Source organism: Massilia sp. UBA6681 (genome assembly GCF_002454935.1).
GTDB classification, from domain to species: Bacteria; Pseudomonadota; Gammaproteobacteria; order Burkholderiales; family Burkholderiaceae_D; genus Telluria; species Telluria varians.
The window spans coordinates 64,405-89,958 of sequence record NZ_DKJX01000049.1 but is presented as its reverse complement, the minus strand read 5'-3'; the positions used below and the strand labels follow the sequence as shown (position 1 = coordinate 89,958).

Below are 25,554 nucleotides of genomic sequence, written 5' to 3'. Positions count from 1 at the left end.
TCGCGTAGTATAGCCGCGAAAAAAAAGAAGCCGGGGATACCGGCTTCTTTTCTGGCAACTTCGGGCCCTGCGGACCCGGAGCTTGCGTGGTGCCCGGGCAGATTAGCCGTTGGCGACTGCGGTCTTCGAACCGACCGAACCGAACTTCTGGCGGAACTTCTCGACGCGGCCAGCGGTGTCGACGATCTTGTGCTTGCCGGTGTAGAACGGGTGCGATTCAGCCGAGACTTCGATCTTGACCAGCGGGTATTCCTTACCTTCGTAGGTAGCGGTTTCGCGGGTGTTGATGGTCGAACGGGTGATGAACTTGAAGTCGCAGGACACGTCGTGGAACAGGACTTCGCGGTAATCCGGATGGGTATCGGTCTTCATGATGTTGCTTTCTCTATGGTTGGTAGCCAAACGGCACTTCGTCGGTCGTCCTGCTTCTTGACCCGATTGCCGATCACTTGCCAGGGGTTGGACTGAACCGGCGATTATAAGCCGCTTCGGCGCTCCGGGCAAGAAAAAGGGCGGCCCGCAGGCCGCCCCTTGTCGCGCGATGTGCTACGGGATTTAACCGCCGCGGCGCATCATGTCGAAGAACTCGACATTGTTCTTCGTCGCGCGCATCTTGTCGAGGATGAACTCCATCGCCTCGATCTCGTCCATCGAGTACAGCAGCTTGCGCAGGATCCAGATTTTTTGCAGCTGGTCCGGCTTGATCAAGAGTTCCTCGCGGCGGGTGCCCGACTTGTTCAGGTTGATGGCCGGGTAGACGCGCTTCTCGGCCAGGCGGCGCTCGAGGTGCACTTCCATGTTGCCGGTGCCCTTGAATTCTTCGTAGATGACGTCGTCCATGCGCGAGCCGGTCTCGATCAGGGCGGTGGCGACGATGGTCAGCGAGCCGCCTTCCTCGACGTTACGCGCCGCGCCGAAGAAGCGCTTCGGACGCTGCAGGGCGTTGGCGTCGACACCACCGGTCAGCACCTTGCCCGAGGCCGGGATCACGGTGTTGTAGGCGCGCGCCAGGCGGGTGATCGAGTCCAGCAGGATCACGACGTCCTTCTTCATCTCGACCAGGCGCTTGGCCTTTTCCAGCACCATCTCGGCGACCTGCACGTGGCGGGTGGCCGGTTCGTCGAAGGTCGAGGCGACCACTTCGCCGCGCACCGAACGCTGCATCTCGGTCACTTCTTCCGGACGTTCGTCGATCAAGAGGACGATCAGGGTCACGTCCGGGTGATTCGCGGTAATCGCGTGGGCGATATGCTGCAGCATGACCGACTTGCCCGACTTCGGCGAAGCGACCAGCAGGCCGCGTTGGCCCTTGCCGATCGGCGAGATCAGGTCGACGATGCGGCCGGTGATGTTCTCGGCGCCGTTCATGTCGCGCTCGAGGCGCAGCGGCTCGTTCGGGTGCAGCGGGGTCAGGTTTTCGAACAGGATGCGGTGCTTCGAGGCTTCCGGCGATTCGCCGTTGACCTTGTCCACCTTCACCAGTGCGAAGTAGCGCTCGCCGTCCTTCGGCGTACGCACTTCGCCTTCGATCGAGTCACCCGTATGCAAGTTGAACCGGCGGATCTGCGACGGCGAGATGTAGATGTCGTCGGTCGAGGCCATGTAGCTGGCGTCCGGCGAGCGCAGGAAGCCGAAGCCGTCCGGCAGGACTTCGAGGGCGCCGTCGCCGAAGATCTGTTCGCCCTGCTTGGCGCGCTTCTTCAGGATCGCGAACATCAGTTCCTGTTTGCGCAGGCGGGCTGCGTTGTCGATGTCGAGGCCGATTGCCATCTCCAGCAGCGCGGAGACGTGCATTGCCTTCAGTTCAGATAAATGCATGTTTGTGTGGGTGTCCCGTGACGGGAAAGTAAAGGTAGGGGAGGGAACTACGTGGGTTATTTAAGCTGGGAAGCACCGGAGCCGGTCAGCTTCCCGACAATGACGGCAGCGCGGGCGCGCTGCCGCCGCTATGGTAGCAGTATCAGATGTTGCTGTCGATAAACTGAACCAGCTGGCCCTTGGCCATGGCGCCGACTTTTTGCGCAGCCGCTTCGCCGTTCTTGAACAGGATCAGGGTTGGGATGCCGCGGATGCCGAACTGGGCCGGTACGGCCTGGTTGGCGTCGACGTCGACCTTGGCCACCACCAGCTTGCCAGCGTACTGCTGGGCGACTTCTTCCAGGATCGGTGCAATCATCTTGCACGGGCCGCACCACTCGGCCCAGAAGTCGACCAGGACCGGTTGCTCGGACTTGAGCACTTCAGCATCGAAGTTTGCATCGGTGATGTGTTTAATGTTTTCGCTCATATGTTCCTCAAAAGAGGTAAGGATCAAGTTACGCCTGGCGGCCTGTGCCGATCCGGCGTGGTCCCGCCGGCCTGCGCGTACTGCTCATCGCGCTTCTCATCAAATAATTAGCTGCTACACAATGGTGGAGGCACTGTGTGCAAAATTCAATATGGAAAAACGGCAGGGGGTGTCAGGCGGGGATGTGCCGAATAATACCCCATTTTTTCGAAAAGTGTGGGTCGCCTTGTACAAAATCTCAACATTGCACCGCGAGGCGCAACTGCTCTATCGCCAGCGGCTTGGGGAGGGCCCCCGCCACTCGCAGCCCGAGGGCGCGCGCCAGCTCGGTGGCGGCGTCGCGCACGCCGTCTTCCAGCGCCGACACCAGGATCACCCGCCCGCTGAATCCTTGGCCGGCCGCGGCCTGCAGGAACTCGATGCCGTCCATTTCCGGCATCGCCAGGTCGCAGATCAGGAAATCCGGCGCATGGCGCGGCAGGACCGCCAGCGCGCGCCGCGCGTCGCACTCGGCATGGACGTCGAAGCGGCCGCTGGCGCCAGCCTCGTCGACCATGTCGAGCATCTCGCGCAGCACGTCGAGCATGAAGCGGTCGTCGTCGAGCAGCAGCACGCGGCGTGGTGCGGCATGCGGTGCGGGAGAAGAGGGCGGCTTCATGCGGGGAAGATGGGCGGCGTTCGGAAGGGAGCCATTATGGCGAATTTTTCCGGCCCCGTGCAGATATTGAACAGCTTCCGCCTCAAACGCTGCCGGTAAAGCGCGCCAAGTGGCCAGGATGCCACATCGTGGCCACCGAGGCGACCCGTCCGCCCGACGTGGTACGGCGGTGCAGCAACAGGCAGGGCTGGCCTTCGCCGATCGCCAGCATCGGCGCCACCTCGCCCGGCGCCGGCTGGGCTTCGATGGTGTAGCTCGCGCCCTGCAGCGGCGCAGCGGCCATCAGGTGCTCGTTCGGGGTGATGGCGCTGAAGTCCTGGTCCAGGTAGCGCGGCGCGCATTCCGGGTTGACCCAGCGGTCTTCGACCTGGATCGGCACGTCGTTCTCGAAGTGGACGATGATCGAATGGTAGAGCGTAGCGCCGGGCGCCAGCTCGAATTCGGCCGCCAGCTCGTCGGTGGCGATCTCGGCGCGCAGCAGGCGCAGGTGGCTGCGGTGGGCGCGGCCGCGCGCGCGGATCTCGTCGGCGATGTTGCGGATCTCGACCAGGGTGGCCTGGTACTTCTGCGGCGCCACATAGGTACCGGACCCCTGGCGCCGGGTCAGCACCTGCTCGGCGGTGAGCTCGCGCACCGCGCGGTTGACGGTCATGCGCGAGACGCCGAACTGGCGCACCAGCGCCTGCTCGGAGGGCACCAGGTCGCCTTCCTTCCAGCGGCCCGAGGCGATCTCGCCGACCAGGTAATCCTTGATGCGCTGGAAAATGGGGGTGCTGTCTTGCGTGATCGGTTCTTCCAAACTACTCTCCGGGAAGGTTTGAAGCGGCATGCAGCCGCCGACACCAAATTCTAGCATCGCAATTCGAAAGCAATACCCGGAGTGCCCCGTGGCCGCCAGGCGGCTAGGCTGTACTTATACTTACCGAACCGGGATTTCATCATGACCGCCATGACCAGCATCTTTGATACCGACGAGGCGCGCTGGGCCGCCGTGCAGCGCCGTGACCGCGACGCGGACGGCCAGTTCTATTATTCCGTGCGCAGCACCGGGGTGTACTGCCGGCCTTCCTGCCCCTCGCGCGGCGCGCTGCGCACCAACGTCGCCTTCCACGTCAGCCCGCTCGAGGCCGAGGCCGCGGGCTTCCGGGCCTGCCTGCGCTGCCGGCCGGACCAGCCGCCGCTGGCGCAGCGCCAGGCGGCCGCGGTGGCGCAGGCCTGCCGCCTGATCGACGAAGCGCAAGACGCCCCCGACCTCGACAGCCTGGCGCAGGCGGTGGGCATGAGCCGCTTCCACTTCCACCGCGTCTTCAAGGCGCATACCGGCGTGACGCCGAAAGCCTATGCGGCGGCGCGGCGCGGCGCACGCCTGCAGCAGGGCCTGGGGGCGGCGCCCAGCGTGACGGAGGCGCTGTACGAAGCCGGTTTCGGCTCGAGCGGACGCTTCTACGACGCCAGCACCGGGCTGCTGGGCATGACCCCCGGCCGCTACCGCGCGGGCGGGCAGGGCGAGACCATCCGCTTCGCCGTCGCGCAATGCTCGCTCGGCGCCATCCTGGTGGCCAGTACGGAGCGCGGCATCTGCGCGATCCTGATCGGCGACGAGCCGGAACCGCTGGTGCGCGACCTCGAGGCGCGCTTCCCGCAGGCCGAACTCAGGGGCGCGGAAGCCGAGTTCGAACGCACGGTGGCCCAGGTGATCGGCTTCGTCGAGGCGCCCCGCCTTGGCCTCGACCTGCCGCTCGATGTGCGCGGCACCGCCTTCCAGCGCCGCGTGTGGGAAGCGCTGCTCGCCGTTCCCGCCGGCTCCACGGTCAGCTACAGCGAACTGGCCGAACGCCTCGGGATGCCGACGGCGGCCCGCGCCGTCGCGGGGGCTTGCGCGGCCAACCCGGTGGCGGTGGCGATTCCCTGCCACCGCGTGGTGCGTACCGACGGAGCCCTGTCCGGCTACCGCTGGGGGATCGAGCGCAAGCGCACGCTGCTCGACCGCGAGGCGGGCCAGTGAAGGAGATCGATTGGGATCGCGTGGCCGGAGAGCTGGACGCCTTCGGCTGCGCCGTGATTCCCGGGCTGCTGGCGCCGCGGGACTGCGAGGCCGCTGCCGCCTTGTACGAGCGGCCGGCGCTGTTTCGCAGCCGCGTCGTGATGCAGCAGCACGGCTTCGGGCGCGGCGAGTACCAGTATTTCGCGTATCCGCTGCCGGCGCCGCTCGAGGCCTTGCGCGGCGCCCTGTATCCGCCGCTGGCCGGCATCGCCAACCGCTGGCACCAGAGCTTGGGCATCGAGACCCGCTTTCCGCCTGAGCATGCGGACTACCTGGCGCGCTGCCACGCAGCCGGCCAGGGCAAACCCACGCCGCTGCTGCTGCGCTACCGCGAAGGCGACTACAACTGCCTGCACCAGGACCTGTACGGCGAGCTGGTGTTCCCGCTGCAGGTGGCGGTGCTGCTGTCGCGGCCTGGCGTCGACTTCGAGGGCGGCGAGTTCGTATTGACGGAGCAGCGCCCGCGCATGCAGTCGCGCGCCGAGGTGGTGCCCCTCGCGCAGGGCGATGCGGTCGTGTTTGCGGTCAACCAACGGCCGGTGCAGGGCACGCGCGGCGTGTACCGGGTGGCGATGCGGCATGGCGTCAGCCGGCTGCGGCGCGGCATGCGGCACACCTTGGGGATCATCTTTCATGACGCCGGGTAGGGCGGCTATGCCCTGGCCTTGATTTTCTATACACTTCTCCGTGCCGTGCCCATAAGGCGCGGTCACCCATACAAAAACGGAGAATTGATAAGCATGCGCGCGCGCCAGATCCCCCTGTCTTCCCTGATCGTCCTTGCCGGCCTCGGCGTCCTCGGGTCGGCCCACGCCGACACCGTCATCACCAACGCCAACGGCTACACCCTGAACGCCAAGGGCGAGCTGGTGCAGTTCAGCGCGCTGGCTTTCGACGATCGCGGACGCATCCTTGCCGTCGGCAGCAATGCCGAGGTGAGCGCCAAGGCGAAGAATGCGCGCCAGGTGGACATGCAGGGCCGCACCGTGCTGCCGGGCCTGATCGACGCCCACGGCCACGTGTTCGGCCTGGGCCAGCAGCTGACCCAGCTCGACTTGTCCAGCACCACGTCGCTGGACGGCGCCATCAAGGCCATCGCCGGCTATGCCAAGGCAAATGCGAACCATGCCTGGATCCGCGGCCGCGGCTGGAACCAGGAAAACTGGAAGCTGGGCCGCTTCCCGACCGCCGCCGAACTCGACGCCGTGGTGTCCGATCGCCCGGTCTGGCTGGAGCGCGTGGACGGCCACGCCGGCTGGGCCAACAGCCGCACGCTGGCGCTGGCCGGCATCACGAAATCGACGCCGGATCCGGCCGGCGGCAAGATCATGCGCGACGCGAACGGCGAAGCCACCGGCGTGCTGGTGGACGCGGCGCAGGAACTGGTGACCAAGGTCATGCCGGCCCAGACCGAGGCGGAAGGGCGCGTCATGCTGGATAAATCGCTGCAGGAGATCGCGCGCATGGGCTTGAGCACCGTGCACGACGCCGGCATCGGCGTGGCGGAAGACCGCCTGTACCGCGACTACGCGGACAGGAAGAAGCTGACCGCGCGCGTGTACGCCATGATCGGCGGCACCGGCGAGGATTTTGACCAATTGGCAAAAAATGGCCCGCTGAAGGACTACGCCGACGGCATGTACGCGCTGCGCTCGGTCAAGCTGTATTCGGACGGCGCGCTGGGCAGCCGCGGCGCCGCCCTGCTCAAGCCCTACAGCGACGAGCCGCATTCGCACGGCCTGCTGTTCTTCAAGGCCGCGCAGATGGACGCCATGATGACCAAGGCCATGCGCAAGGGCTACCAGGTCAACGTGCACGCCATCGGCGACGCCGGCAACAAGCAGATCCTCGACATCTACAAGAAGGAGCTGGCCGCCACCAAGAGTGCAGGGCAGCGCCACCGCATCGAGCACGCCCAGGTCGTGACCCTGGACGACATCCCGCGCTTCAAGTCGCTCGGCATCATCCCGTCGATGCAGCCGACCCACGCCACCTCGGACAAGAACATGGCCGAGACCCGTGTCGGCCCGGAACGCATCAAGGGCGCCTACGCCTGGCGCAGCTTCCTGCACCAGGGCTCGCGCATCGCCTGCGGCTCGGACTTCCCGGTCGAATCGCCGAACCCATTCTTCGGCATCCACGCCGCCGTCACCCGCATGGACCACGCCGGCCAGCCGGTGGCCGGCTGGTATCCGAACCAGGCCATGTCGCTGAAAGAAGCCTTCCGCTGCTTCACCCTGGATGCGGCCTATGCCGGACACCAGGAAAACAGCCTGGGTTCGCTGGAGCCGGGCAAGCACGCCGACTTCATCGTGATCGACCGCGACCTGTTCCGCATGCCGACCTACGACATCTTCAAGACCGGCGTGCTGGAGACCTGGGTGGGTGGCAAACAGGTGTTCAAAAAGTAAGCCGGAAAAATGAGGTAACCGTAGGGTGGGCGGCTCGTAATCCGGGCCACTGGCCCGGATTACCCCACGCGGCGATAGTGAGCAGTGAGATCATCCGGCGCGCAAGCGGAGCCGTTTACTATCGCCGCGTGGGCAGGAAACCTGCCCACCCTACAGAGGCATCAAAGCGGTCGACAAAATGAATTGACTTGGTTGTATAGACAACTTAGACTCATTGCAGTTTCCAACCCAGGAGCCGCCATGAACTCACCGATGCCCCACGACCCCCGCTTCGATCCCACCCGCGTCATCCGCGCCCCGCGCGGCAGCGAACTCTCCTGCAAGAGCTGGCTGACCGAAGCCGCCTACCGCATGATCCAGAACAACCTCGACAATGAGGTGGCCGAGAACCCGCAGGCACTGGTGGTCTACGGCGGCATCGGGCGCGCCGCGCGCAACTGGGAATGCTACGACCAGATCCTCGCCTCGCTGCGCGAACTGGAAGACGACCAGACCCTGCTGATCCAGTCCGGCAAGCCGGTCGGCGTGTTCCGCACTCATGCGGACGCCCCGCGCGTGCTGCTGGCGAACTCCAACCTGGTGCCGAAATGGGCCAACTGGGAACACTTCAATGAACTGGACCGCAAGGGCCTGTTCATGTACGGCCAGATGACCGCCGGCAGCTGGATCTACATCGGCACCCAGGGCATCGTGCAGGGCACCTACGAGACCTTCGCCGAAGCCGGGCGCCAGCACTTCGGCGGCGACATGGCGGGCCGCTGGATCCTGACGGCCGGCCTGGGCGGCATGGGCGGCGCCCAGCCGCTGGCCGCCACCTTTGCCGGTGCGGTCTCGCTCAACATCGAATGCCAGCAGAGCAGCATCGATTTCCGCCTGCGCACCCGCTACCTCGACAAGCAGGCGCGCGATATCGACGAGGCGCTGGCGATGATCAAGGAATACACCGCGAAGCGCGAAGCCGTCTCCATCGGCCTGCTCGGCAATGCGGCCGACGTGTTGCCGGAACTGGTGCGGCGTGCACGCGCGGGCGGCCTGGTGCCGGATCTGGTCACGGACCAGACCTCGGCCCACGACCTGATCAACGGCTACCTGCCGTCCGGCTGGACCGTGGAAGAGTGGAAGGCCGCCCAACAGGACCCGGCCCAGCACGCGCGCCTGAAGGCGGCGGCAGCAGGCTCGTGCGCCGTGCACGTGCGCGCCATCCTCGACTTCAAGGCCATGGGTTCGTATGCCGTCGACTACGGCAACAACATCCGCCAGGTGGCCAAGGACGAAGGCGTCGAGAATGCCTTCGATTTCCCGGGCTTCGTGCCGGCCTACATCCGTCCCCAGTTCTGCGAAGGCCGCGGCCCGTTCCGCTGGGTGGCGCTGTCGGGCGACCCGGAAGACATCCATAAAACCGACGCCAAGATCAAGGAACTGTTCCCGCAGCACGCACGCGTGCACCGCTGGCTCGACATGGCGCGCGAACGCATCGCCTTCCAGGGCCTGCCGGCGCGCATCTGCTGGCTCGGCCTGGGCGAGCGCCACCTGGCCGGCCTGGCCTTCAACGAGATGGTGCGCACGGGCGAACTGAAGGCGCCGATCGTGATCGGCCGCGACCACCTCGACACCGGCTCGGTGGCGAGCCCGAACCGCGAGACCGAAGCCATGCGCGACGGCACCGATGCGGTGTCCGATTGGCCGCTGCTGAACGCCCTGCTGAACACGGCCGGCGGCGCGACCTGGGTCTCTCTGCACCACGGCGGCGGCGTGGGCATGGGCTATTCGCAACACTCGGGCGTGGTCATCGTGGCCGACGGTACCGAGGCGGCAGCCAAGCGACTGGCGCGCGTGCTGGTCAACGACAGCGGCTCGGGCGTGATGCGTCACGCCGACGCCGGCTATGAAAGTGCAATCGAGACGGCCAAGCGCAATGGCCTGAATCTCCCAATGATCAAGTAAGGCAGTACACCATGAACGACTCGCACCACCACCTGACCCTGCAACCGGGCGAACTGACGCTCAGCGACCTGCGCGCCGTCTGGGCCGCCCACGTGCCATTGAGCCTCGCGCCCGAAGCGTGGCAGGCCGTCAACGCCTCCTGCGCCCTGGTCCAGCAAATCACTGCCAAGGGCGACCCGGCCTACGGCATCAACACCGGTTTCGGCATCCTGGCCAAGGCCCACATCCCGAACGACCAGCTGGAAGCGCTGCAGCGCAACCTGATCCTGTCGCACGCGGTCGGCACCGGCGAACTCATCGCCGACAACATCGTGCGCCTGATCGTGCTCACCAAGATCGGCAGCCTGGCGCGCGGCTATTCCGGCGTGCGCCCCCTGATCATCGAGACCCTGATCGCCCTGTACAACGCAGGCATCATGCCGGCGATTCCCTCGCAGGGCTCGGTCGGCGCCTCGGGCGACCTGGCGCCGCTGGCGCACATGACCCTCGCCATGCTGGGCGTCGGCCCTGTGCGCTATAAAGGCGAACTGATGGACGCCAGGCAGGCGCTGGGCGCCGCCGGCATCGAGCCGGTGACCCTGGCGGCGAAAGAGGGCCTGGCCCTGATCAACGGCACCCAGGTCTCGACCGCGCTGGCCCTGCACGGCCTGTTCATGGCCGAGCGCGTGCTGGAAGCGGGCATGGTGGCCGGCGCCCTCTCGGTCGACGCCGCACGCGGTAGCGACGCGCCCTTCGACCCACGCATCCACGCGGTGCGCGGCCAGCCGGGCCAGATCGCGGCAGCCGCCATCTACCGCGAGCTGGTGGCGGGCAGCGCCATCCGCGCCTCGCACCTGGTGGGCGACGAGCGCGTGCAGGACCCGTACAGCCTGCGCTGCCAGCCGCAGGTGATGGGGGCGGCGATGGACCTGATCGCCAATGCCGGCCGCACCCTGCTGATCGAAGCGAACGCCGTCACCGACAACCCGCTGCTGTTCCCCGACGACGGGGCGATCATTTCAGGCGGTAACTTCCATGCCGAGCCGGTGGCCTTTGCCGCCGACACGCTGGCGCTGGCCATCGCCGAAGTCGGCGCGCTGTCGGAACGCCGCATCGCGCTGCTGATCGACGCCAACCTGTCCGGCCTGCCGGCCTTCCTGGTGAAGGAACCGGGTCTGAACTCGGGCTTCATGATCGCCCACGTCACCGCCGCCGCGCTGGCATCGGAAAACAAGTCGCTGGCCCATCCGGCCAGCGTCGACAGCCTGCCGACCTCGGCCAACCAGGAAGACCACGTCAGCATGGCCACCTTCGCGGCGCGCCGCTTGGACCAGATGGCGCACAATACCTCCGTGATCGTGGGCATCGAGCTGCTGGCGGCGGCGCAGGGCATCGAGTTTCACCGCCCCTTGAAGAGCTCCGAGCACCTCGAGCACGTGCACGCCCAGCTGCGCGCGCGTGTCGCCCCGTACGATGCGGACCGCTTCTTCGCCCCGGACATCGAGGCCGCGCGCCTGATGGTCGTGAACGGCGAACTGTCGGCATCAATCAAGGAACTGTTCACGGTTCTGCACCCTTAATCATTTCACCCAGGAGAGGCAATGGATTTCCGGTTCAAGGCAGGCAGGCTCCCCATGCTCGTGTCGATGCCCCATGCGGGCACCGACATCCCGGACGAGGTCGCAGCCAACATGGCGCCCTGCGCCACGGCGCGCGCGGACACCGACTGGCACCTGCCGGAACTCTACGGCTTCCTGGAAGAGTTGAAAGTGTCGACCATCTCGGCGCGCTGGTCGCGCTACCTGATCGACCTGAACCGCCCCCCCGAGAACACCAACCTGTATCCCGGGATGGACACCACGGGGCTGTGCCCGGTCGACACCTTCGGCCGCGAGAGCCTCTACCTGCCGGGCAAGACGCCGGACGAGGCCGAGGTGCGGCGCCGCCTGGAGCGCTACTGGATGCCCTACCACGAGCAGCTGCGCGCGGAGCTGGACCGCTTGACACGTGAATTCGGCAGCGTGGTGCTGTGGGACGCACATTCGATCGCATCGATCGTGCCGCGCTTCTTCGAAGGCCGCCTGCCTGACTTGAATTTCGGCACCGCCGACGGTACGTCCTGCGCTCCCGGACTGGAACAGGCGGTGGTGGGCGTCGCCCGCGCCCAGGACCGCTTCAGCATCGCGGTCAACGGCCGCTTCAAGGGCGGCCACATCACCCGCAAGTACGGCCAGCCGGAGCAGGGCGTGCACGCGATCCAGCTCGAGATGTGCCAGTGCCTGTACATGAACGAACAAGCCCCGTTCGAATATCGCCCTGAGGTGGCGGCGCAAGTTCAGCCGCTGTTGCAGGACATGATCGGCGCGGGGCTAGCGTGGGTGCGCGCATGAGAGCCCTGTTCGCCCGCCATGCGCTGCTGCCGGATGGCTGGCGGCGCGACGTGCTGCTCGAATGGGATGCGCAGGGCGACCTGACCCGCGTCGACGCGCAGGCCGCCCCGCCCCTGGGCGTGGCGCGGGCCGACTACGTCTTGCCGAGCATGGTCAACCTGCACTCGCACGCCTTCCAGCGTGCGCTGGGCGGCCTCACCGAGCGTGCCGGCGAGGGTCCGGACAGCTTCTGGACCTGGCGCGACCTGATGTACCGCTTCGCCGCCCGCATCACGCCCGAGCAGATCGAGGCCATCGCCGCCCAGCTGTTCGTGGAATGCCTGCGCCATGGCTATACCTCGCTGTGCGAGTTCCACTACCTGCAGCGGGGGCCGGATGGCGAAGCCTATGCACGACCGGCCGAAACCGCCGAGCGTGTGGCTGCCGCCGGCCAGGCCACCGGCATGGGCCTGACCCTGCTGCCGGTGCTGTACAGCCATGCCGGCTTCGGCGAGCAGCCACTGCGTCCGGAGCAGCGGCGCTTCCGCACCGGCGTCGACGATATCCTCGGGATCGTCGAGGCGCTCCAGCCCCTGCGCGGCGGCCAGCTGGAAGTCGGCGCCGCGCCGCATTCGCTGCGCGCGGCCAGCATCGCGCAGGTGCGCGAGCTGGCGGCCGGCCTGCCGGATGGACGTCCGCTGCACATCCATATCGCCGAGCAGATGCCCGAGGTCGAGCAGAGCATCGCCTTCAGCGGCCGGCGTCCGGTCGAGTACCTGGTGGAGCAGATCGGGCTCGACGAACGCTGGTGCCTGGTGCATGCGACCCACCTGAACGATGCCGAGGTGGCGGCGATCGCGCAGAGCGGCGCCGTCGCCGGCCTGTGCCCGACCACCGAAGCCAACCTCGGCGACGGCCTGTTCCCGCTGCAGGCCTACATCGAGCTGGGCGGCCGCTTCGGCATCGGCAGCGACAGCCACGTATCGCAAAGTCCGGTCGAGGAGCTGCGCTGGCTGGAATACGGCCAGCGCCTGGTCCACCAGCGCCGCAATATTGCGTTCACACGTCAACAGCGCGACGTCGGCCAGTACTTGTGGCAGACTGCCTTGCGCGGCGGCGCCCAGGCGGCCGGCCGCAAGGTGGGCGCGCTCGCGCAAGGCCTGCGCGCCGACCTCCTGGTGCTGGACGGGAGCCATCCGAACCTGGACGGCGTGGGCGACGAGGACGTGCTCGGCCGTTTCCTGTTCTGTGGTAACGACAACCTGGTGCGCGACGTGCTGTGCGGCGGGCGCTGGGTGGTGCAGGGCGGACGCCACGTGGCGCAGGAGGCGGTCACGCAGCGCTACCGCCAGGCCATGAATGAATTGCGCGAGGTGAGCCAATGACCGTACTGATCCCATTCGCGGGACTGTCGCCGGTGCCGTGGAAGAACGGCGGCGGCAGCACGACCGAAATCGCCATCGGGCCGCCGGACTCCGGCTTCGAGGACTTCGACTGGCGCGTGAGCCTGGCCACCATCGAGAAGGATGGCGCCTTCTCTGCCTTCCCCGGCGTGGACCGGACGCTGGCCCTGGTCGAGGGCCACGGCATGACGCTGGAAATCGACGGCGAGCCGACCCTGGTGACCGATACCGAGCCGGTAGTGGCTTTCGACGGCAGCTCGCAGGTCATCGCGAAACTCAGCCGCGGCGGCAGCACCGACTTCAATGCCATGACGCGCAGCGAACGCTGCTACCACACCTTCGGCCGGCGCCGGCTGTCGGGCGATTCGTCCACATTCGTGGCGCGCGCCGACGTGACCGTGCTGTTCCTGGCGGAGGGCGACGCCCTCGAGCTGCGCAACGAAAAGGAGCGTATCGGCATGGTGCGCTACGACGCGGTTGTGCTGGAGCCCGGCTCGACTTGGCGTCTCGAAGCGGGGCAGGGCATGATCTACATCGTGGACGTCTGGTACCACGAGGAAGAAGACGAAGAAAGCTATGAGTGAGGCTGTGGACCTGCTGTTCACCAACGTGAATCTGGCCACGATGGTGCCTACCGCCGTGGACGGCTACGGCGAGATGCCTGACGCCGCGCTGGCCGTGAAGGATGGCCGCATCGCCTGGCTCGGCGCGCGCCGCGATGCGCCGCCGGCCAGCGCGGAACACGACTGCGGCGGCGCCTGGATGACGCCGGGCCTGGTCGACTGCCACACCCACGTCGTCCACGCCGGTAACCGCAGCAAGGAATGGGAGGCGCGCCTGAACGGCGCCAGCTACGAGGACATCGCGCGCCAGGGCGGCGGCATCATGTCCACCGTGCGCGCCACGCGCGACGCCGACGTCGAGGCGCTGCTGGCGCAAAGCCTGCCGCGCGTGGCCAGGCTGCTGTCCGAGGGTGTGACGACGCTCGAGATCAAGTCGGGCTACGGCCTGGCGCTGGACGCCGAGGCGCGCATGCTGCGCGCCGCGCGCGAAGTGGCCGGGCGACTGCCGGTGCGGGTGGCCACCACCTTCCTCGGCGCCCATGCGCTGCCGCCGGAATTCGCGGGCCGGGCCGACGATTACGTGACTGAAGTATGCGAACGCATGCTGCCGCAACTGGCGCAGGAAGGGCTGGTCGACGCGGTGGACGCCTTCTGTGAACGGATCGGCTTTACCCATGCGCAGACCGAGCGCATCTTCCTCGCTGCGCGGGCACTCGGTTTGCCGGTCAAGCTGCATGCCGAACAGCTGTCCGACCAGCAGGGCGCCGAGCTGGTGGCGCGCCATGGAGGCTTGTCGGCCGACCACCTCGAATACCTGAGCCAGGCCGGCATCGACGCAATGGCGCGCGCGGGCACGGTGGCGGTGCTGCTGCCGGGCGCCTACTACTTCTTGCGCGAGACCAGGCAGCCGCCGACCGCGGCGCTGCGCGAAGCGAAGGTGGCGATGGCGGTCGCCACCGACTGCAACCCCGGCACCTCGCCGATGACCTCCCTGCTGCTGGCCATGAACATGGCCTGCACCCTGTGGCGCCTGACGCCGCAGGAAGCCTTGCTGGGCGCCACCATCCACGCCGCACGCGCCCTCGGCCTGCACGAGGATATCGGATCGCTGGAAGTGGGGAAGCGGGCCGACCTGGCCCTGTGGGACATTGCCCGCCCGGCCGACCTGGCCTATGCCATGGGATCGAATCCTTGCCGCAGCGTCGTCAACGGCGGTGTCTTGCGTGCTGCGCACATCAGCGTGTGAACATACGGAGACAGGGCAAGCCTTATCCGTTACGCATGCACAAGCAACGCCCTCTTGAATAGGGTGTGCTTGACCTTCATCAAACCACCAATTTCCAGCTCGGGAATTATCAGTTCAACGGCAGCAAAAAACCGGTTTGGTAACAAGGGTAACCGGATGTAAGGCCTAATTGAATATTAAGAATCCACACTTATAGTAATAGCGTGTGATTCACCATCTCCCCTCCCCATTTGACAAAATGGGTTCGCCCACGGCGCCTCACGGCCCCGTGGGTTTTTCTTTATACGCGGCGTTCCGCTAATGCGGTGAGGGTGTCGCCGGTGAGCCGGCAGATGCGCCAGTCGGGCAGGATGTCGGCGCCCATCTGCTGGTAGAACCCGATCGCCGGCGCGTTCCAGTCCAGCACCGACCATTCGAAGCGGCCGCAGTTGCGCTCGACCGCGATTTGCGCGAGGCGCGTCAGCATCCTGGTGCCATAGCCCTTGCCGCGGTGCGACTGGCGCACGTACAGGTCTTCCAGGTACAGCCCCTTTTTGGTCAGGAAGGTCGAGAAGTTATGGAAGAACAGCGCGAAGCAGACCACTTCGCCGTTCTCCTCGCCGATGATGGCTTCGCAGGACGGGCGGCTGCCGAACAGGCCCTCGTGCAGCAGGTCTTCGGTGGCGACCACCAGGTGTTCGAGTTTCTCGAACACGGCCAGCTCCACGATCATGGAATGGATGTGGGTAACGTCGGTGGGTTGGGCGGGACGGATGGAGAAAGTGGTGCTCATGGCGTTTCGAGTGGATTGTTCAGGTTTGCGGATTGCACGGGTTTGGCCGCGGGTGCGCGCAGGGCCCAGGCCACGCTGGCCAGGCACAGGACCATGCCGGCGAATTCGACGGGGCCGGGACGGTAGCCTTCGAGCTTGATCGACAGCAGGACCGACAGCACCGGCGTGATCACGCCGATGTAGACGGTCTTCTGCGCGCCGATGCGCCCGATCAGGGTGAAGTAGGCGAAGAAGGCGATGACCGAGCCGAAGATCGACAGGTAGACCAGGCCGGCCCAGTAGGTCGGGCTGCTCGGGATGACGAAGCGGTCGCCATGCGCCAGCGACCACACGGTCACCAGCGACGCGCCCCACAGCATCGACCAGGCCATGGTCAGGGGCAGGTTTTCGCATTGTTCCTTCACCTTGGTGACGACGATGCTGCCGGCCGAACTGGCGATGGTGGCAGCCAGGGCGAGGATCACGCCGGCGATGAAGGCGGGGCTGCCGCCGGCCTGGAAATCGCGCCAGGCGGTGCCGATCGAATGCCAGAACAGCAGGGCGACGCCGGCGATCGCGACCACGCCGCAGGCCACGGTGCGGCGGCTGATGCCAGTGCCGAAGAACAGGCTGCTCAGCAGCGGCGTCCAGAACACCATCAGCGCGAACACCACCGCCACCAGGCCCGACACCACGTACTGCTCGGATTGATAGGTGCACAGGTAGGAGATGCAGAAGGTGAGCACGCCCTGCAGCGCCATCCAGCCGTGGGTGCGCAGCGGCAGGCGCAGGCTGTCGCGGCGCACCAGGCAGATGAGGAACAGGGTGGCCGCGGCCAGGAAGAATCGGTAGGCTACCGAGACGGCGGGCGGCGCTTCGCCCAGCTGCAGGGTGATGGCGAAGAAGGTCGAGCCCCAGATCAGGGAGGCGACGGTGAAGAGGACGGAAGAAGGCATCGCGCGAGTATACGTGCTCCCGCGCGTTCTTGCAGGTTGAATGAATACGCCTTAGTACGCGAGATTCATGCGGCGATACAGGAAGGACAGCACGAACAGCGGCCCAATCAGCAGGAAGCGCAGGTCCTCGAAGAAGGACGGCTTCTTGCCCTCGATCTTGTGGCCGATGAACTGCCCGATCCAGGCCACCACGAAGATCGCGATCGACACCGGCAGCACCGTCATGTCCGGCATCAGCGCGAGTAAGCCTAGCATCACCGCGCTCATGACGCCCATGCCGAGGGCGAACCCGCGCGACAGCTTGGTGTAGTAGTAGAGCGAGGCGAGCGTCGCCGCGATCGCCACCACCGGGTGGATCGCCCACAGGATGCCGAGCAAACTCAGGACGATCAGCGGGATGCACACGAAGTGGATGATCTCGTTGGTGTGGTTGCGGTGGCTTTCGGCGTAGCGCGCCAGCAGGACGTCGATGTTGCGGGGGGATGCGCTGTGGTCCATGCTTGTCTCCGTGTGCTCTGTTGTTTCGGCCGATTCTACACCGTCTCCAGCTCCTGTTGAACGCTGGGCCGCGGCGCCTGCAGGCGCAGGTTCGGGTGGGCCGCGAACAGCTCGGAAATCCATTCGACGAACACGCGCACCTTGGCCGACAGGTGGCGATTCTGCGGGTAGACCACGTGCACCGGCAGCGCGTCGCTGCTCCACTCGGGCAGCACCTGCACCATGCGCCCCGCCGCGATGTGCTGCGCCAGCAGGTAGTCCGTCATCATGATGACGCCCAGTCCCGCCAATCCCGCATGCACATAGGCGTTCGAGTCGTTCAGGGCGATCGAGCCGGGCAGCGCCACTTCGATGCGCTCGCCGTCGCGAGTGAAGTCCCATTTCGAGATCTTGCCGGTCTTGGCCGAGAAGTAGTTGACGCAGCGGTGGCGGTCCAGGTCGCGCGGATGTTCCGGCATGCCGTAGCGTTCGATGTAGGCAGGCGAGGCGGCGGTGACGAAGTTGATCACGCCGATGCGGCGCGCGATCAGGTTTGGGTCCACCAGCTCGCCGCCGCGCACGGCGCAGTCCACCCCTTCCTCGACCAGGTCGACCGGACGGTCGGTGCTGCCCAGTTCGAGCGTGATGTCCGGGTAGCGCTCGAAGAAGGCGGGCAGGGCGGGGATCAGGATTTCCGAGGCCAGGCCGGTGGGCGTATCGATGCGCAGCCGCCCGCTCGGGCTCAGGCGGTGGCGCGACAGCGATTCCTCGGCGTCGCGCACATCCGACAGGATCTGCACGCAGCGTTCGTAGTAGGCCGCGCCGTCCGAAGTGATCATCACCTGGCGCGTCGTGCGGTGCAGCAGCTTGACCGACAAGGTCGATTCCAGCGTCTGTACCAGCGTCGAGACCGTCGCCTTGGGCAGGTTCAGCATTTCGGCCGCCTTGGTGAAGCTGCCGCAGTCGACCACCTGGATGAAAACTTCCATGGCCTGGAGCTTGTTCATGAGGATCTCACCTTCCCGATTTGGCCGATTGTTCGGCAATCTGAACAATCAATTCGTTATTGACATCTTTATCCGATTGTAGTTGAAGACTATAGTGTGTGCATCGCAACAAAATGTAAACATAAACGGAGCTGGTCATGAGCATGCGGGACGGAATCTTCACCACGGTAGCAGTGACCCTGAGCGGGGTAGCGCTGGCAGGCCTGCTGGGGACCGACGCCTATTCGCAGGCTGCCGGCGCGGAAGCGCGCGGCCTGAAGGCACTCTCGATCCAGCTGGAACTGGATTGCGACGCATGCCCGGAAGGCGAATCCAGCCGCTGGGCCGCGGCGCCGGAAGGAGGCCGCCAATGAGCGCGGTACTCGAACGCGAAGTAGCCGCCACGGCAAGCGTGGACGTGCGCGAGCTGGAAGTGGCCGGCGCACAGGGAGCGCTTGCCGCGCGCCTGTACACCGCCGGCACGCCCGCCAAGCGCGATACGCTCGTCGTGTTCTTTCATGGCGGCGGCTTCGTCTCGGGCGACCTGCAGGAGGCGGACGAATTCCTGCGCCATATGGCCCAATGCAACGAAGAGCGCGCGGTGCTCGCCTCGAACTACACCCTGGCAACGGTGAGCCCCTTCCCGGCCGCGGTGGAAGATGCGCACGCCGTGCTGCTCTGGACCACCAAACACAAGGCAAAGCTCGGCTGGTCCGGCAAGAAGCTGGTGGTGATGGGCATCGAGGCAGGCGCCAACCTGGCCGCCGTCTGCGCCCTGATGGCGCGCGACCGCGCCGCCCCCAAGCTGGCCGGCCAGATCCTGATCATGCCGATGCTCGATCCCGGCCTGTCCACCGGCTCGATGCGCCAGATGAACCAGTGCCCCGACCGCGAAAAAGTCACCAGCGACTGCGCCGCCGCCTACCGCGGCTACCTGCCGCACGCCGCCGACCGCGCGCATCCGTATGCCTCGCCGCTGCGTTCGACCCGATTGAAGAACCTGCCGCCTGCCTTGATCCTCTCCGCCGAGGACGACCCATTGTGCGACGAGGCCGAACAATACGGCGCCAAACTGATCAACGCCGGCGTCCGCACCACGGTGCGGCGCATGCCGCCGGCGCCCCTGCAGGAGCCCGACGGGCGCAATGAATGTGCATGCAAGGTGCACGCGCTCGCCGAGATCGCCACCTTCCTTGCGGGACTGGACCGCTGACCAGTCAGCGCCAGAGCTAACCATCACTGCCTTCCCAAAAAACCACGTGCCGCGAGCACGAGGGAGGCCCGTTTTTTCCCAAAAATTCGTCGCTCCGGCGACGTGAGGGAACCGTCTAACGAAAGAGGTGAGCCATGAACATGCACCACCTGCGCACCGTGCGCTGTTGACGCCAGTGCTTCTTCCGCGCTGAGCGCGCGGCCTCCATACCAGTAAGGAATGCGGCATCCACGCCTGCGGGCGTGGACAGGCCCTCTTTTTCCCCGCATCCGGCTCGTACCCGGCTGCGGACAGGGAAGTTTTTGTCTCTTCAATAAGAAAGGTTGATCATGACTAACCAACGACACATGGGCAAAGTAAGGACACTCGTCGGGCTGCTCGCAGCTGCAGGCCTGGCAGGCGCAGTGCTCACCGGTTGCGCCGACGCCAACAGCAAGGACGGCGCAGCCGCCGCGGCGCCCGCCGCGCCGCCGGTTTCCGCCGCGGTCGTTATCGAAAAGCCGGTGCTTGAAACCCAGGAATTCTCGGGCCGCCTGGAAGCCGTAGAAGAGGTCGAGATCCGTTCGCGCGTCAGCGGCTACATCACCGCCGTCAATTTCAAGCCGGGCGCCGAAGTGAAGAAGGGCGAGGTGCTGTTCGTGATCGATCCGCGCCCCTACCAGGCCGAAGCCGACCGCGCAGGCGCTGCCGCCAGCGCGGCCCGCGCCAGAGCCGACCTGGCGCGCCTGGAACTGCAGCGCGCCGAGCGCCTGCTGCTCGATAAGGCGATCGCCCAGCGCGAGTTCGACGAAAAGGCCGCCGCTCAGAAGGAACTCGACGCCAACGCCAGGGCTGCCCAGGCGCAGTATGAAGCGGCGCGCCTGAACCTGGCGTACACCCGCGTCACGGCGCCGATCGACGGCCGCGTGTCGAAGGCCGAGATCACCCTCGGCAACCTGGTCGATGCCAGCGCCGTGCTGACCTCGGTGGTTTCGCTGGAGCGCATCTACGCCAGCTTCGACGGCGACGAACAGACCTACCTGCGCGTCGGCGCCCAGCGCGACAAGGAAGCGGTGGTGAAGGTCGGACTGGCCAACGAAGAGGGCTTCCCGCACGAGGGCAAGCTCGAATTCGTCGACAACCAGCTCGACGCCCGCACCGGCAGCGTGCGCATGCGCGCTACCCTGGCCAACAAGGACAGCGCCCTGGCGCCCGGCCTGTTCGCCCGCGTGCAGGTGGGCAGCGGCGAGGCCGGCAAGGCCATCGTGATCAACGACCGCGCCGTCGGCACCGACCAGAGCCGCAAGTTCGTGGTCGTGGTGGGCGCAGACGGCAAGGCCGAGTACCGCCCGGTGACCCTCGGCCCGGTGGTCGACGGCATGCGCGTGGTGCGTTCGGGCCTGAAGGCCGGCGAGAAGATCGTCGTCAATGGCCTGCAGCGCGTGCGCCCCGGCGCGCCGGTGGCGCCGCAGATCGTGCCGATGGATGCCGCTATCGCCGCCAGGGACGGCGCGAAGCTGGCCCTGAATACCGCCAAGGAGTAAGACCATGAACTTCTCCCGCTTCTTCGTCGACAAGCCGATCTTCGCGGTCGTGCTGTCGGTGATCGTCTTCGTGGGCGGCCTGATTTCGATCTTCCAGCTGCCCGTGTCCGAGTATCCCGAGGTGGTGCCGCCGTCGGTGGTGGTGCGCGCCCAGTATCCGGGCGCGAACCCGAAGGTGATCGCCGAAACCGTGGCCGCGCCGCTGGAAGAGCAGATCAACGGCATCGAGGACATGCTCTACATGAGCTCCCAGAACACCTCGGACGGCGCCCTGGCCCTGACCCTGACCTTCGCGATCGGCACCGACATCGACCGCGCCGAGAGCCAGGTGCAGAACCGGGTGCAGCGCGCGCTGCCGCGCCTGCCCGAGGAGGTGCGCCAGATCGGCGTCACCACGGTGAAGAGTTCGCCCAACCTGACCATGGTGGTGCACCTGAACTCGCCGGACGGCCGCTACGACGACCTGTACCTGCGCAACTACGCGGTGCTGAACATCAAGGACCAGCTGGCGCGCCTGAACGGCATGGGCGAAGTCCAGCTGTTCGGCTCGGGCGACTACGCCATGCGCGTCTGGCTCGACCCGCAGAAAGTCGCGGCGCGCAACCTGACCGCCGGCGACGTGGTGGCCAGCATCCGCGAGCAGAACGTGCAGGTCGCGGCCGGCGTGGTGGGCCAGGGGCCGAGCAAGGATGCGGACTTCCAGCTGACCGTCAACACCCAGGGCCGCCTGTCGAGCGCCGAGGAATTCGGCGACATCGTGGTCAAGGCCGGCGAGGACGGCGCGGTCACGCGCCTGAAGGATGTGGCGCGCCTCGAGATGGGTTCCAGCTCCTACGCGCTGCGCTCTCTGTTGAACAACAAGTCGGCGGTGGCGATCCCGATCTTCGAGGCGCCGAATGCCAATGCGCTGCAGCTGTCCCAGGATGTGCGTGCCACGATGGAAGCGCTTTCGAAGGACTTCCCGGAAGGCGTCGAGTACAGCATCGTGTATGACCCGACCCAGTTCGTGCGCGAGTCGATCGACTCGGTGATCAAGACCCTGCTCGAAGCCGTGGTGCTGGTGGCCCTGGTCGTGATCGTGTTCCTGCAGACCTGGCGCGCCTCGATCATCCCGCTGCTGGCGGTGCCGGTGTCGGTGGTCGGCACCTTTGCCGTGATGCTGATGTTCGGCTTCTCGATCAACACGCTGTCGCTGTTCGGGCTGGTGCTGGCCATCGGTATCGTGGTCGACGACGCCATCGTGGTGGTGGAAAACGTCGAGCGCAATATCGGCAACGGCCTGTCGCCGCATGACGCGACCATCCAGGCCATGAAGGAAGTGTCGGGCCCGATCATCGCCATCGCCCTGGTGCTGTGCGCCGTGTTCGTGCCGATCGCTTTCGTCTCCGGCCTGACCGGCCAGTTCTACCGCCAGTTCGCCCTGACCATCGCCATCTCGACCGTGATCTCGGCCTTCGTTTCCTTGACGCTGGCGCCGGCCATGTCGGCCGCGCTCTTGAAAGCCCACAATGCGCCGAAGGATCGCCTGACCCGCGTCATGGACAAGGTGCTGGGCCGCTTCTTCGCCGCCTTCAACCGCTTCTTCGGCCGTGCCTCGCACAGCTACGAAGGCGGCGTGAAGACCGTCCTGCGCCGTAAAGCCGCGACGCTGGGCGTCTACCTGGCGCTGGGTATTGCTGCGGTGTTCATGTTCAAGGTCGTGCCGCCGGGCTTCGTGCCGGCCCAGGACAAGGGCTACCTGATCGGTTTCGCCCAGCTCCCGGACGCCGCCTCGCTGGACCGCACCGATGAAGTGATCCGCAAGATGTCGGCCATCGCCAAGGAAATCCCGGGCGTGGAATCCTCGATCGCCTTCCCGGGCCTGTCGATCAACGGATTCACCAATGCGCCGAACGCCGGCATCGTGTTCACGGGGCTGAAGCCGTTCAGCGAGCGCAAGGGCAAGCCGGAGCAGTCGGCCGAAGCCATCGCCTTTGAAATCAACAAGCGCATGGGCAGCGTACAGGATGCCTTCGTGATGGTGCTGCCGCCGCCTCCGGTGAACGGCCTGGGCACCATCGGCGGCTTCAAGCTGATGCTGGAAGACCGCGGCAACCTCGGCCACGACGAACTGTACAAGGCCACGCAGGCGCTGCAGGCCAAGGCCTGGGGCACGCCGGAACTGGCAGGCGTGTTCTCGAGCTACCAGATCAACGTGCCGCAGCTGTTCGCGGACGTCGACCGCGTCAAGGCCAAGCAGCTCGGCGTGCCGCTGTCGACCATCTACCAGACCCTGCAGGTGAACCTGGGCTCGCTGTACGTGAACGACTTCAACCAGTTCGGCCGCACCTACCAGGTGCGGGTGCAGGCCGATGCGCAGTTCCGCTCGCAGCCGGAGCAGATCGCCCAGCTGAAGGTGCGTAACGACAAGGGCGAGATGATCCCGCTGTCGTCCCTGATGCAGCTGAAGGACAGCTACGGCCCGGACCGCGTCCAGCGCTACAACAACTACGTGGCGGCCGACATCAACGGCGGTCCGGCGCCGGGCGTGTCCTCGGGCCAGGCCCAGGCCATCATGGAGCAGCTGGCCAAGGAAACGCTGCCGAAGGGGATCGCCTACGAGTGGACCGAGCTGACCTACCAGGAAGAACTGGCCGGTAACACCATGGTCTACGTCTTCCCGCTGTGCGTGCTGCTGGTGTTCCTGGTGCTGGCCGCCCAGTACGAAAGCTGGACCCTGCCGCTGGCGGTGATCCTGATCGTGCCGATGTCGATCCTGTGCGCGCTGGTGGGCGTCAAGCTTTCCGGCGGCGACAACAACATCTTCACCCAGATCGCCCTGTTCGTGCTGGTGGGATTGGCCTCGAAGAACGCGATCCTGATCGTGGAGTTCGCCCGCGAACTGGAAGACCATGGCCGCAGCATCGTGGACGCCGCGCTGGAAGCTTCGCGCCTGCGCCTGCGTCCGATCCTGATGACCTCGATCGCCTTCATCATGGGCGTGGTGCCGCTGGTGTTCTCGAGCGGCGCCGGTGCCGAGATGCGCCATGCGATGGGTGTGGCGGTGTTCGCCGGCATGCTGGGCGTGACTTTCTTCGGCCTGTTCCTGACGCCGGTGTTCTACGTCCTGCTGCGCACGCTGGCCAAACGCTTCGAGAAAAAAGCGCCGGTGGCGCCAGCCAAAACCCCGGTCCTGGACCTGGAAGGAGTGCATTGAGATGAAAAGCATGATTGCAAGGGGCGTGGCCCCGCTGCTGGCAGCCCTGCTGCTGACCGCCTGCGCCACCCCGGAATTCAGGCAGCCGGCCATCGAGACGCCGACCGCGTTCCGTGAATCGCAAGTGCCGAGCGCCGTCGAAGTGGAAGGCATTGAAGGCTCGCGCTGGAAACCCGCCCAGCCTGCCGAGCAGCAGCCACGCGGCCAGTGGTGGCTGGCCTTCAAGGATCCGGCGTTGACCTCCCTGATCGAGGAAGCCGGCACCAACAACGCCAACCTGGCGGTGGCGGCAAGCCGCGTCAAGCAGGCGAGGGCGATCGCCGGTATCGCGCAAGCGGATAGGGTGCCGCAGGTCGGCGTCGGCATCGGCGCCCAGCGCGCCCGCCCGTCGGCGCTGGAAAGCGGCCTGCCGCAAGGCACGCCGACCCAACCGGTGACGAGCTACACGGCGAACCTCACCGCCAGCTACGAGGTCGACCTGTTCGGCCGCGTGGCGGCCGGTGTGTCGGCGGCGCGCAGCGATGCGGCGACCTCGGAAGCCAATTACCGCTCGGTGCTGCTGGCGCTGCAGGCGGACGTGGCGCAGACCTACTTCCGCCTGCGCGCGCTGGATGCCGAACTGGACACGGTGGCGCAGACCGTGCGCCTGCGTGAGGAAAGCGTGAAGGTGACGCAGCGCCGCTTCGACCTGGGCGACATCGGCGAATTCGACCTGTCGCGGGCCCGCACCGAACTGGCGACGGCGCGCGCCGAGGCGATCGGCCTGCAGCGCCAGCGCGCCACCGCCGAGCACGCGCTGGCGGTCCTGCTGGGCAAGCCGGCATCGCACTACGTCGCCGGCAAGAGCCCGCTACTTGGCGCCACCGCGCTGCCCGCGATACCGGCCGGCCTGCCGTCCTCGCTGCTGGAACGCCGTCCCGATATCAATGCCGCCCAGCGCGCGATGGAAGCCTCGAACGCCCGCATCGGCGTGGCGCGCGGCGCGATGTTCCCGGCGCTCACCATCAGCGCGGCCGGAGGAGGCGTTGGCGGCGCCATGTCGGAAGTGTTCAAGTGGAGCAGCCGATCGTGGGTGCTGGGCCTGCTCACGTCGATGCCGATCATCGACGGCGGCCGTAACCGCGCCAACGTCGAACGCAGCGAAGCGGTGTTGGAAGAGTCGGTGGGGACTTACCGCCAGAGCGTGCTGACCGCCTTTGCCGAGGTCGAGGACAACCTGGCCGGCCTGCGCATCCTGGCCGGCCAGTCCGAGCAGATCGATGCGGCGCTGCTGTCGGCGCGCCGCTCGGCCGACCTGGCGCAGAAGCTGTACGACGCAGGCCGTTCCAGCTACCTCGAGCTGCTCGATGCGCAGCGCAACCTGGCGGCGGTCGAACGCACGGCCGTCCAGCTGCGCGGCAACCGGGCGGTGACGACGGTGGCCCTGATTCGTTCCCTGGGCGGCGGCTGGGATGCCGCCCGCGTCGATGGCAATGCCGTCGCCATGAAGTAGTCCTGCCGTCGTTTCGTCTCCCGACGGTTTGCCCTTTGCGGCGGGTACGTGAGTGC

The 25,554-nt window shown here is 66.5% G+C and carries 23 protein-coding genes; 14 read left to right on the top strand and 9 right to left on the bottom strand.

Annotated features, from left to right (window positions below; all coding sequences use genetic code 11):
• Window positions 1-102: 102 nt before the first annotated feature.
• The 5 genes from B2R83_RS07330 to hutC form a co-directional block, all read right to left on the bottom strand.
• Complete coding sequence (locus B2R83_RS07330; protein ID WP_036213036.1) at window positions 103-372, bottom strand: type B 50S ribosomal protein L31; 270 nt, start codon at window positions 370-372, stop codon at window positions 103-105.
• 183 nt (window positions 373-555) lie between these two features.
• A complete protein-coding gene (rho, locus tag B2R83_RS07325; RefSeq protein ID WP_005665081.1) occupies window positions 556-1,818 on the bottom strand; it encodes a transcription termination factor Rho in 1,263 nt (420 codons plus the stop codon).
• Window positions 1,819-1,960: 142 nt separating this feature from the next.
• Window positions 1,961-2,287 carry a thioredoxin TrxA gene (gene trxA / locus B2R83_RS07320; protein WP_027865507.1) on the bottom strand — a complete coding sequence of 109 codons (327 nt, stop codon included), beginning with the start codon at window positions 2,285-2,287 and terminating at the stop codon, window positions 1,961-1,963.
• 238 nt (window positions 2,288-2,525) lie between these two features.
• Window positions 2,526-2,945 carry a response regulator gene (locus B2R83_RS07315; protein WP_292039683.1) on the bottom strand — a complete coding sequence of 140 codons (420 nt, stop codon included), beginning with the start codon at window positions 2,943-2,945 and terminating at the stop codon, window positions 2,526-2,528.
• Between the two features lie 82 nt (window positions 2,946-3,027).
• Entirely contained in the window at window positions 3,028-3,774 is a 747-nt protein-coding gene (gene hutC / locus B2R83_RS07310; RefSeq protein WP_209587315.1) for a histidine utilization repressor, read from the bottom strand.
• Window positions 3,775-3,885: 111 nt separating this feature from the next.
• Between hutC and ada the strand changes: the two genes are divergently transcribed.
• The 9 genes from ada to hutI all read left to right on the top strand — a co-directional run bounded on the left by ada (window position 3,886) and on the right by hutI (window position 14,904).
• Window positions 3,886-4,950: a bifunctional DNA-binding transcriptional regulator/O6-methylguanine-DNA methyltransferase Ada gene (gene ada, locus B2R83_RS07305; RefSeq protein ID WP_292039681.1), complete on the top strand. Its 1,065-nt coding sequence runs from the start codon at window positions 3,886-3,888 to the stop codon at window positions 4,948-4,950.
• A complete protein-coding gene (locus tag B2R83_RS07300; RefSeq protein WP_292039679.1) occupies window positions 4,947-5,636 on the top strand; it encodes a 2OG-Fe(II) oxygenase in 690 nt (229 codons plus the stop codon). The genes ada and B2R83_RS07300 overlap by 4 nt, the downstream gene beginning before the upstream one ends.
• Window positions 5,637-5,729: 93 nt before the next feature.
• Window positions 5,730-7,400 carry an amidohydrolase gene (locus B2R83_RS07295; protein ID WP_292039677.1) on the top strand — a complete coding sequence of 557 codons (1,671 nt, stop codon included), beginning with the start codon at window positions 5,730-5,732 and terminating at the stop codon, window positions 7,398-7,400.
• Between the two features lie 240 nt (window positions 7,401-7,640).
• The gene (hutU, locus tag B2R83_RS07290; RefSeq protein WP_292039674.1) at window positions 7,641-9,344 is read left to right on the top strand and encodes a urocanate hydratase; all 1,704 of its coding nucleotides are present in this window, start codon (window positions 7,641-7,643) and stop codon (window positions 9,342-9,344) included.
• Between the two features lie 11 nt (window positions 9,345-9,355).
• The gene (gene hutH / locus B2R83_RS07285; RefSeq protein WP_292039672.1) at window positions 9,356-10,903 is read left to right on the top strand and encodes a histidine ammonia-lyase; all 1,548 of its coding nucleotides are present in this window, start codon (window positions 9,356-9,358) and stop codon (window positions 10,901-10,903) included.
• Between the two features lie 21 nt (window positions 10,904-10,924).
• Window positions 10,925-11,713, top strand: a complete 789-nt coding sequence (hutG, locus tag B2R83_RS07280; RefSeq protein ID WP_292039670.1) for an N-formylglutamate deformylase — start codon at window positions 10,925-10,927, stop codon at window positions 11,711-11,713.
• Window positions 11,710-13,077, top strand: a complete 1,368-nt coding sequence (locus tag B2R83_RS07275; RefSeq protein WP_292039669.1) for a formimidoylglutamate deiminase — start codon at window positions 11,710-11,712, stop codon at window positions 13,075-13,077. The genes hutG and B2R83_RS07275 overlap by 4 nt, the downstream gene beginning before the upstream one ends.
• Window positions 13,074-13,679 (top strand): HutD family protein, encoded by a 606-nt coding sequence (locus B2R83_RS07270; protein ID WP_292039667.1) that lies wholly within the window; start codon window positions 13,074-13,076, stop codon window positions 13,677-13,679. The genes B2R83_RS07275 and B2R83_RS07270 overlap by 4 nt, the downstream gene beginning before the upstream one ends.
• A complete protein-coding gene (gene hutI, locus B2R83_RS07265; RefSeq protein ID WP_292039665.1) occupies window positions 13,672-14,904 on the top strand; it encodes an imidazolonepropionase in 1,233 nt (410 codons plus the stop codon). The genes B2R83_RS07270 and hutI overlap by 8 nt, the downstream gene beginning before the upstream one ends.
• A gap of 280 nt (window positions 14,905-15,184) precedes the next feature.
• On the opposite strand, the gene B2R83_RS07260 is transcribed toward hutI, so the two are convergent.
• From B2R83_RS07260 to B2R83_RS07245, 4 genes are read right to left on the bottom strand one after another with little or no spacing between them, the layout of a single operon-like run.
• Window positions 15,185-15,676: a GNAT family N-acetyltransferase gene (locus B2R83_RS07260; RefSeq protein WP_292039664.1), complete on the bottom strand. Its 492-nt coding sequence runs from the start codon at window positions 15,674-15,676 to the stop codon at window positions 15,185-15,187.
• Entirely contained in the window at window positions 15,673-16,611 is a 939-nt protein-coding gene (locus tag B2R83_RS07255) for a DMT family transporter (RefSeq protein WP_292039662.1), read from the bottom strand. The genes B2R83_RS07260 and B2R83_RS07255 overlap by 4 nt, the downstream gene beginning before the upstream one ends.
• A gap of 51 nt (window positions 16,612-16,662) precedes the next feature.
• Window positions 16,663-17,109, bottom strand: coding sequence for a DUF962 domain-containing protein (locus B2R83_RS07250; RefSeq protein ID WP_209587326.1), 447 nt, complete (start codon window positions 17,107-17,109; stop codon window positions 16,663-16,665).
• 35 nt (window positions 17,110-17,144) lie between these two features.
• Window positions 17,145-18,095, bottom strand: a complete 951-nt coding sequence (locus B2R83_RS07245) for a LysR family transcriptional regulator (protein WP_292039661.1) — start codon at window positions 18,093-18,095, stop codon at window positions 17,145-17,147.
• 137 nt (window positions 18,096-18,232) lie between these two features.
• Here B2R83_RS07245 and B2R83_RS07240 point away from each other — a divergent pair, with 137 nt between their 5' ends.
• The 5 genes from B2R83_RS07240 (at window position 18,233) to B2R83_RS07220 (ending at window position 25,498) form a co-directional block, all read left to right on the top strand.
• Entirely contained in the window at window positions 18,233-18,448 is a 216-nt protein-coding gene (locus B2R83_RS07240; protein ID WP_292039660.1) for a hypothetical protein, read from the top strand.
• The gene (locus tag B2R83_RS07235) at window positions 18,445-19,287 is read left to right on the top strand and encodes an alpha/beta hydrolase (protein ID WP_292039659.1); all 843 of its coding nucleotides are present in this window, start codon (window positions 18,445-18,447) and stop codon (window positions 19,285-19,287) included. Before B2R83_RS07240 ends, B2R83_RS07235 begins: the two co-directional genes overlap by 4 nt.
• A gap of 329 nt (window positions 19,288-19,616) precedes the next feature.
• Window positions 19,617-20,810, top strand: coding sequence for an efflux RND transporter periplasmic adaptor subunit (locus B2R83_RS07230; RefSeq protein ID WP_292039657.1), 1,194 nt, complete (start codon window positions 19,617-19,619; stop codon window positions 20,808-20,810).
• A gap of 4 nt (window positions 20,811-20,814) precedes the next feature.
• Window positions 20,815-24,006, top strand: coding sequence for an efflux RND transporter permease subunit (locus B2R83_RS07225; protein WP_292039656.1), 3,192 nt, complete (start codon window positions 20,815-20,817; stop codon window positions 24,004-24,006).
• Between the two features lies 1 nt (window position 24,007).
• Window positions 24,008-25,498, top strand: a complete 1,491-nt coding sequence (locus tag B2R83_RS07220) for an efflux transporter outer membrane subunit (RefSeq protein ID WP_292039654.1) — start codon at window positions 24,008-24,010, stop codon at window positions 25,496-25,498.
• Window positions 25,499-25,554 lie beyond the last annotated feature (56 nt).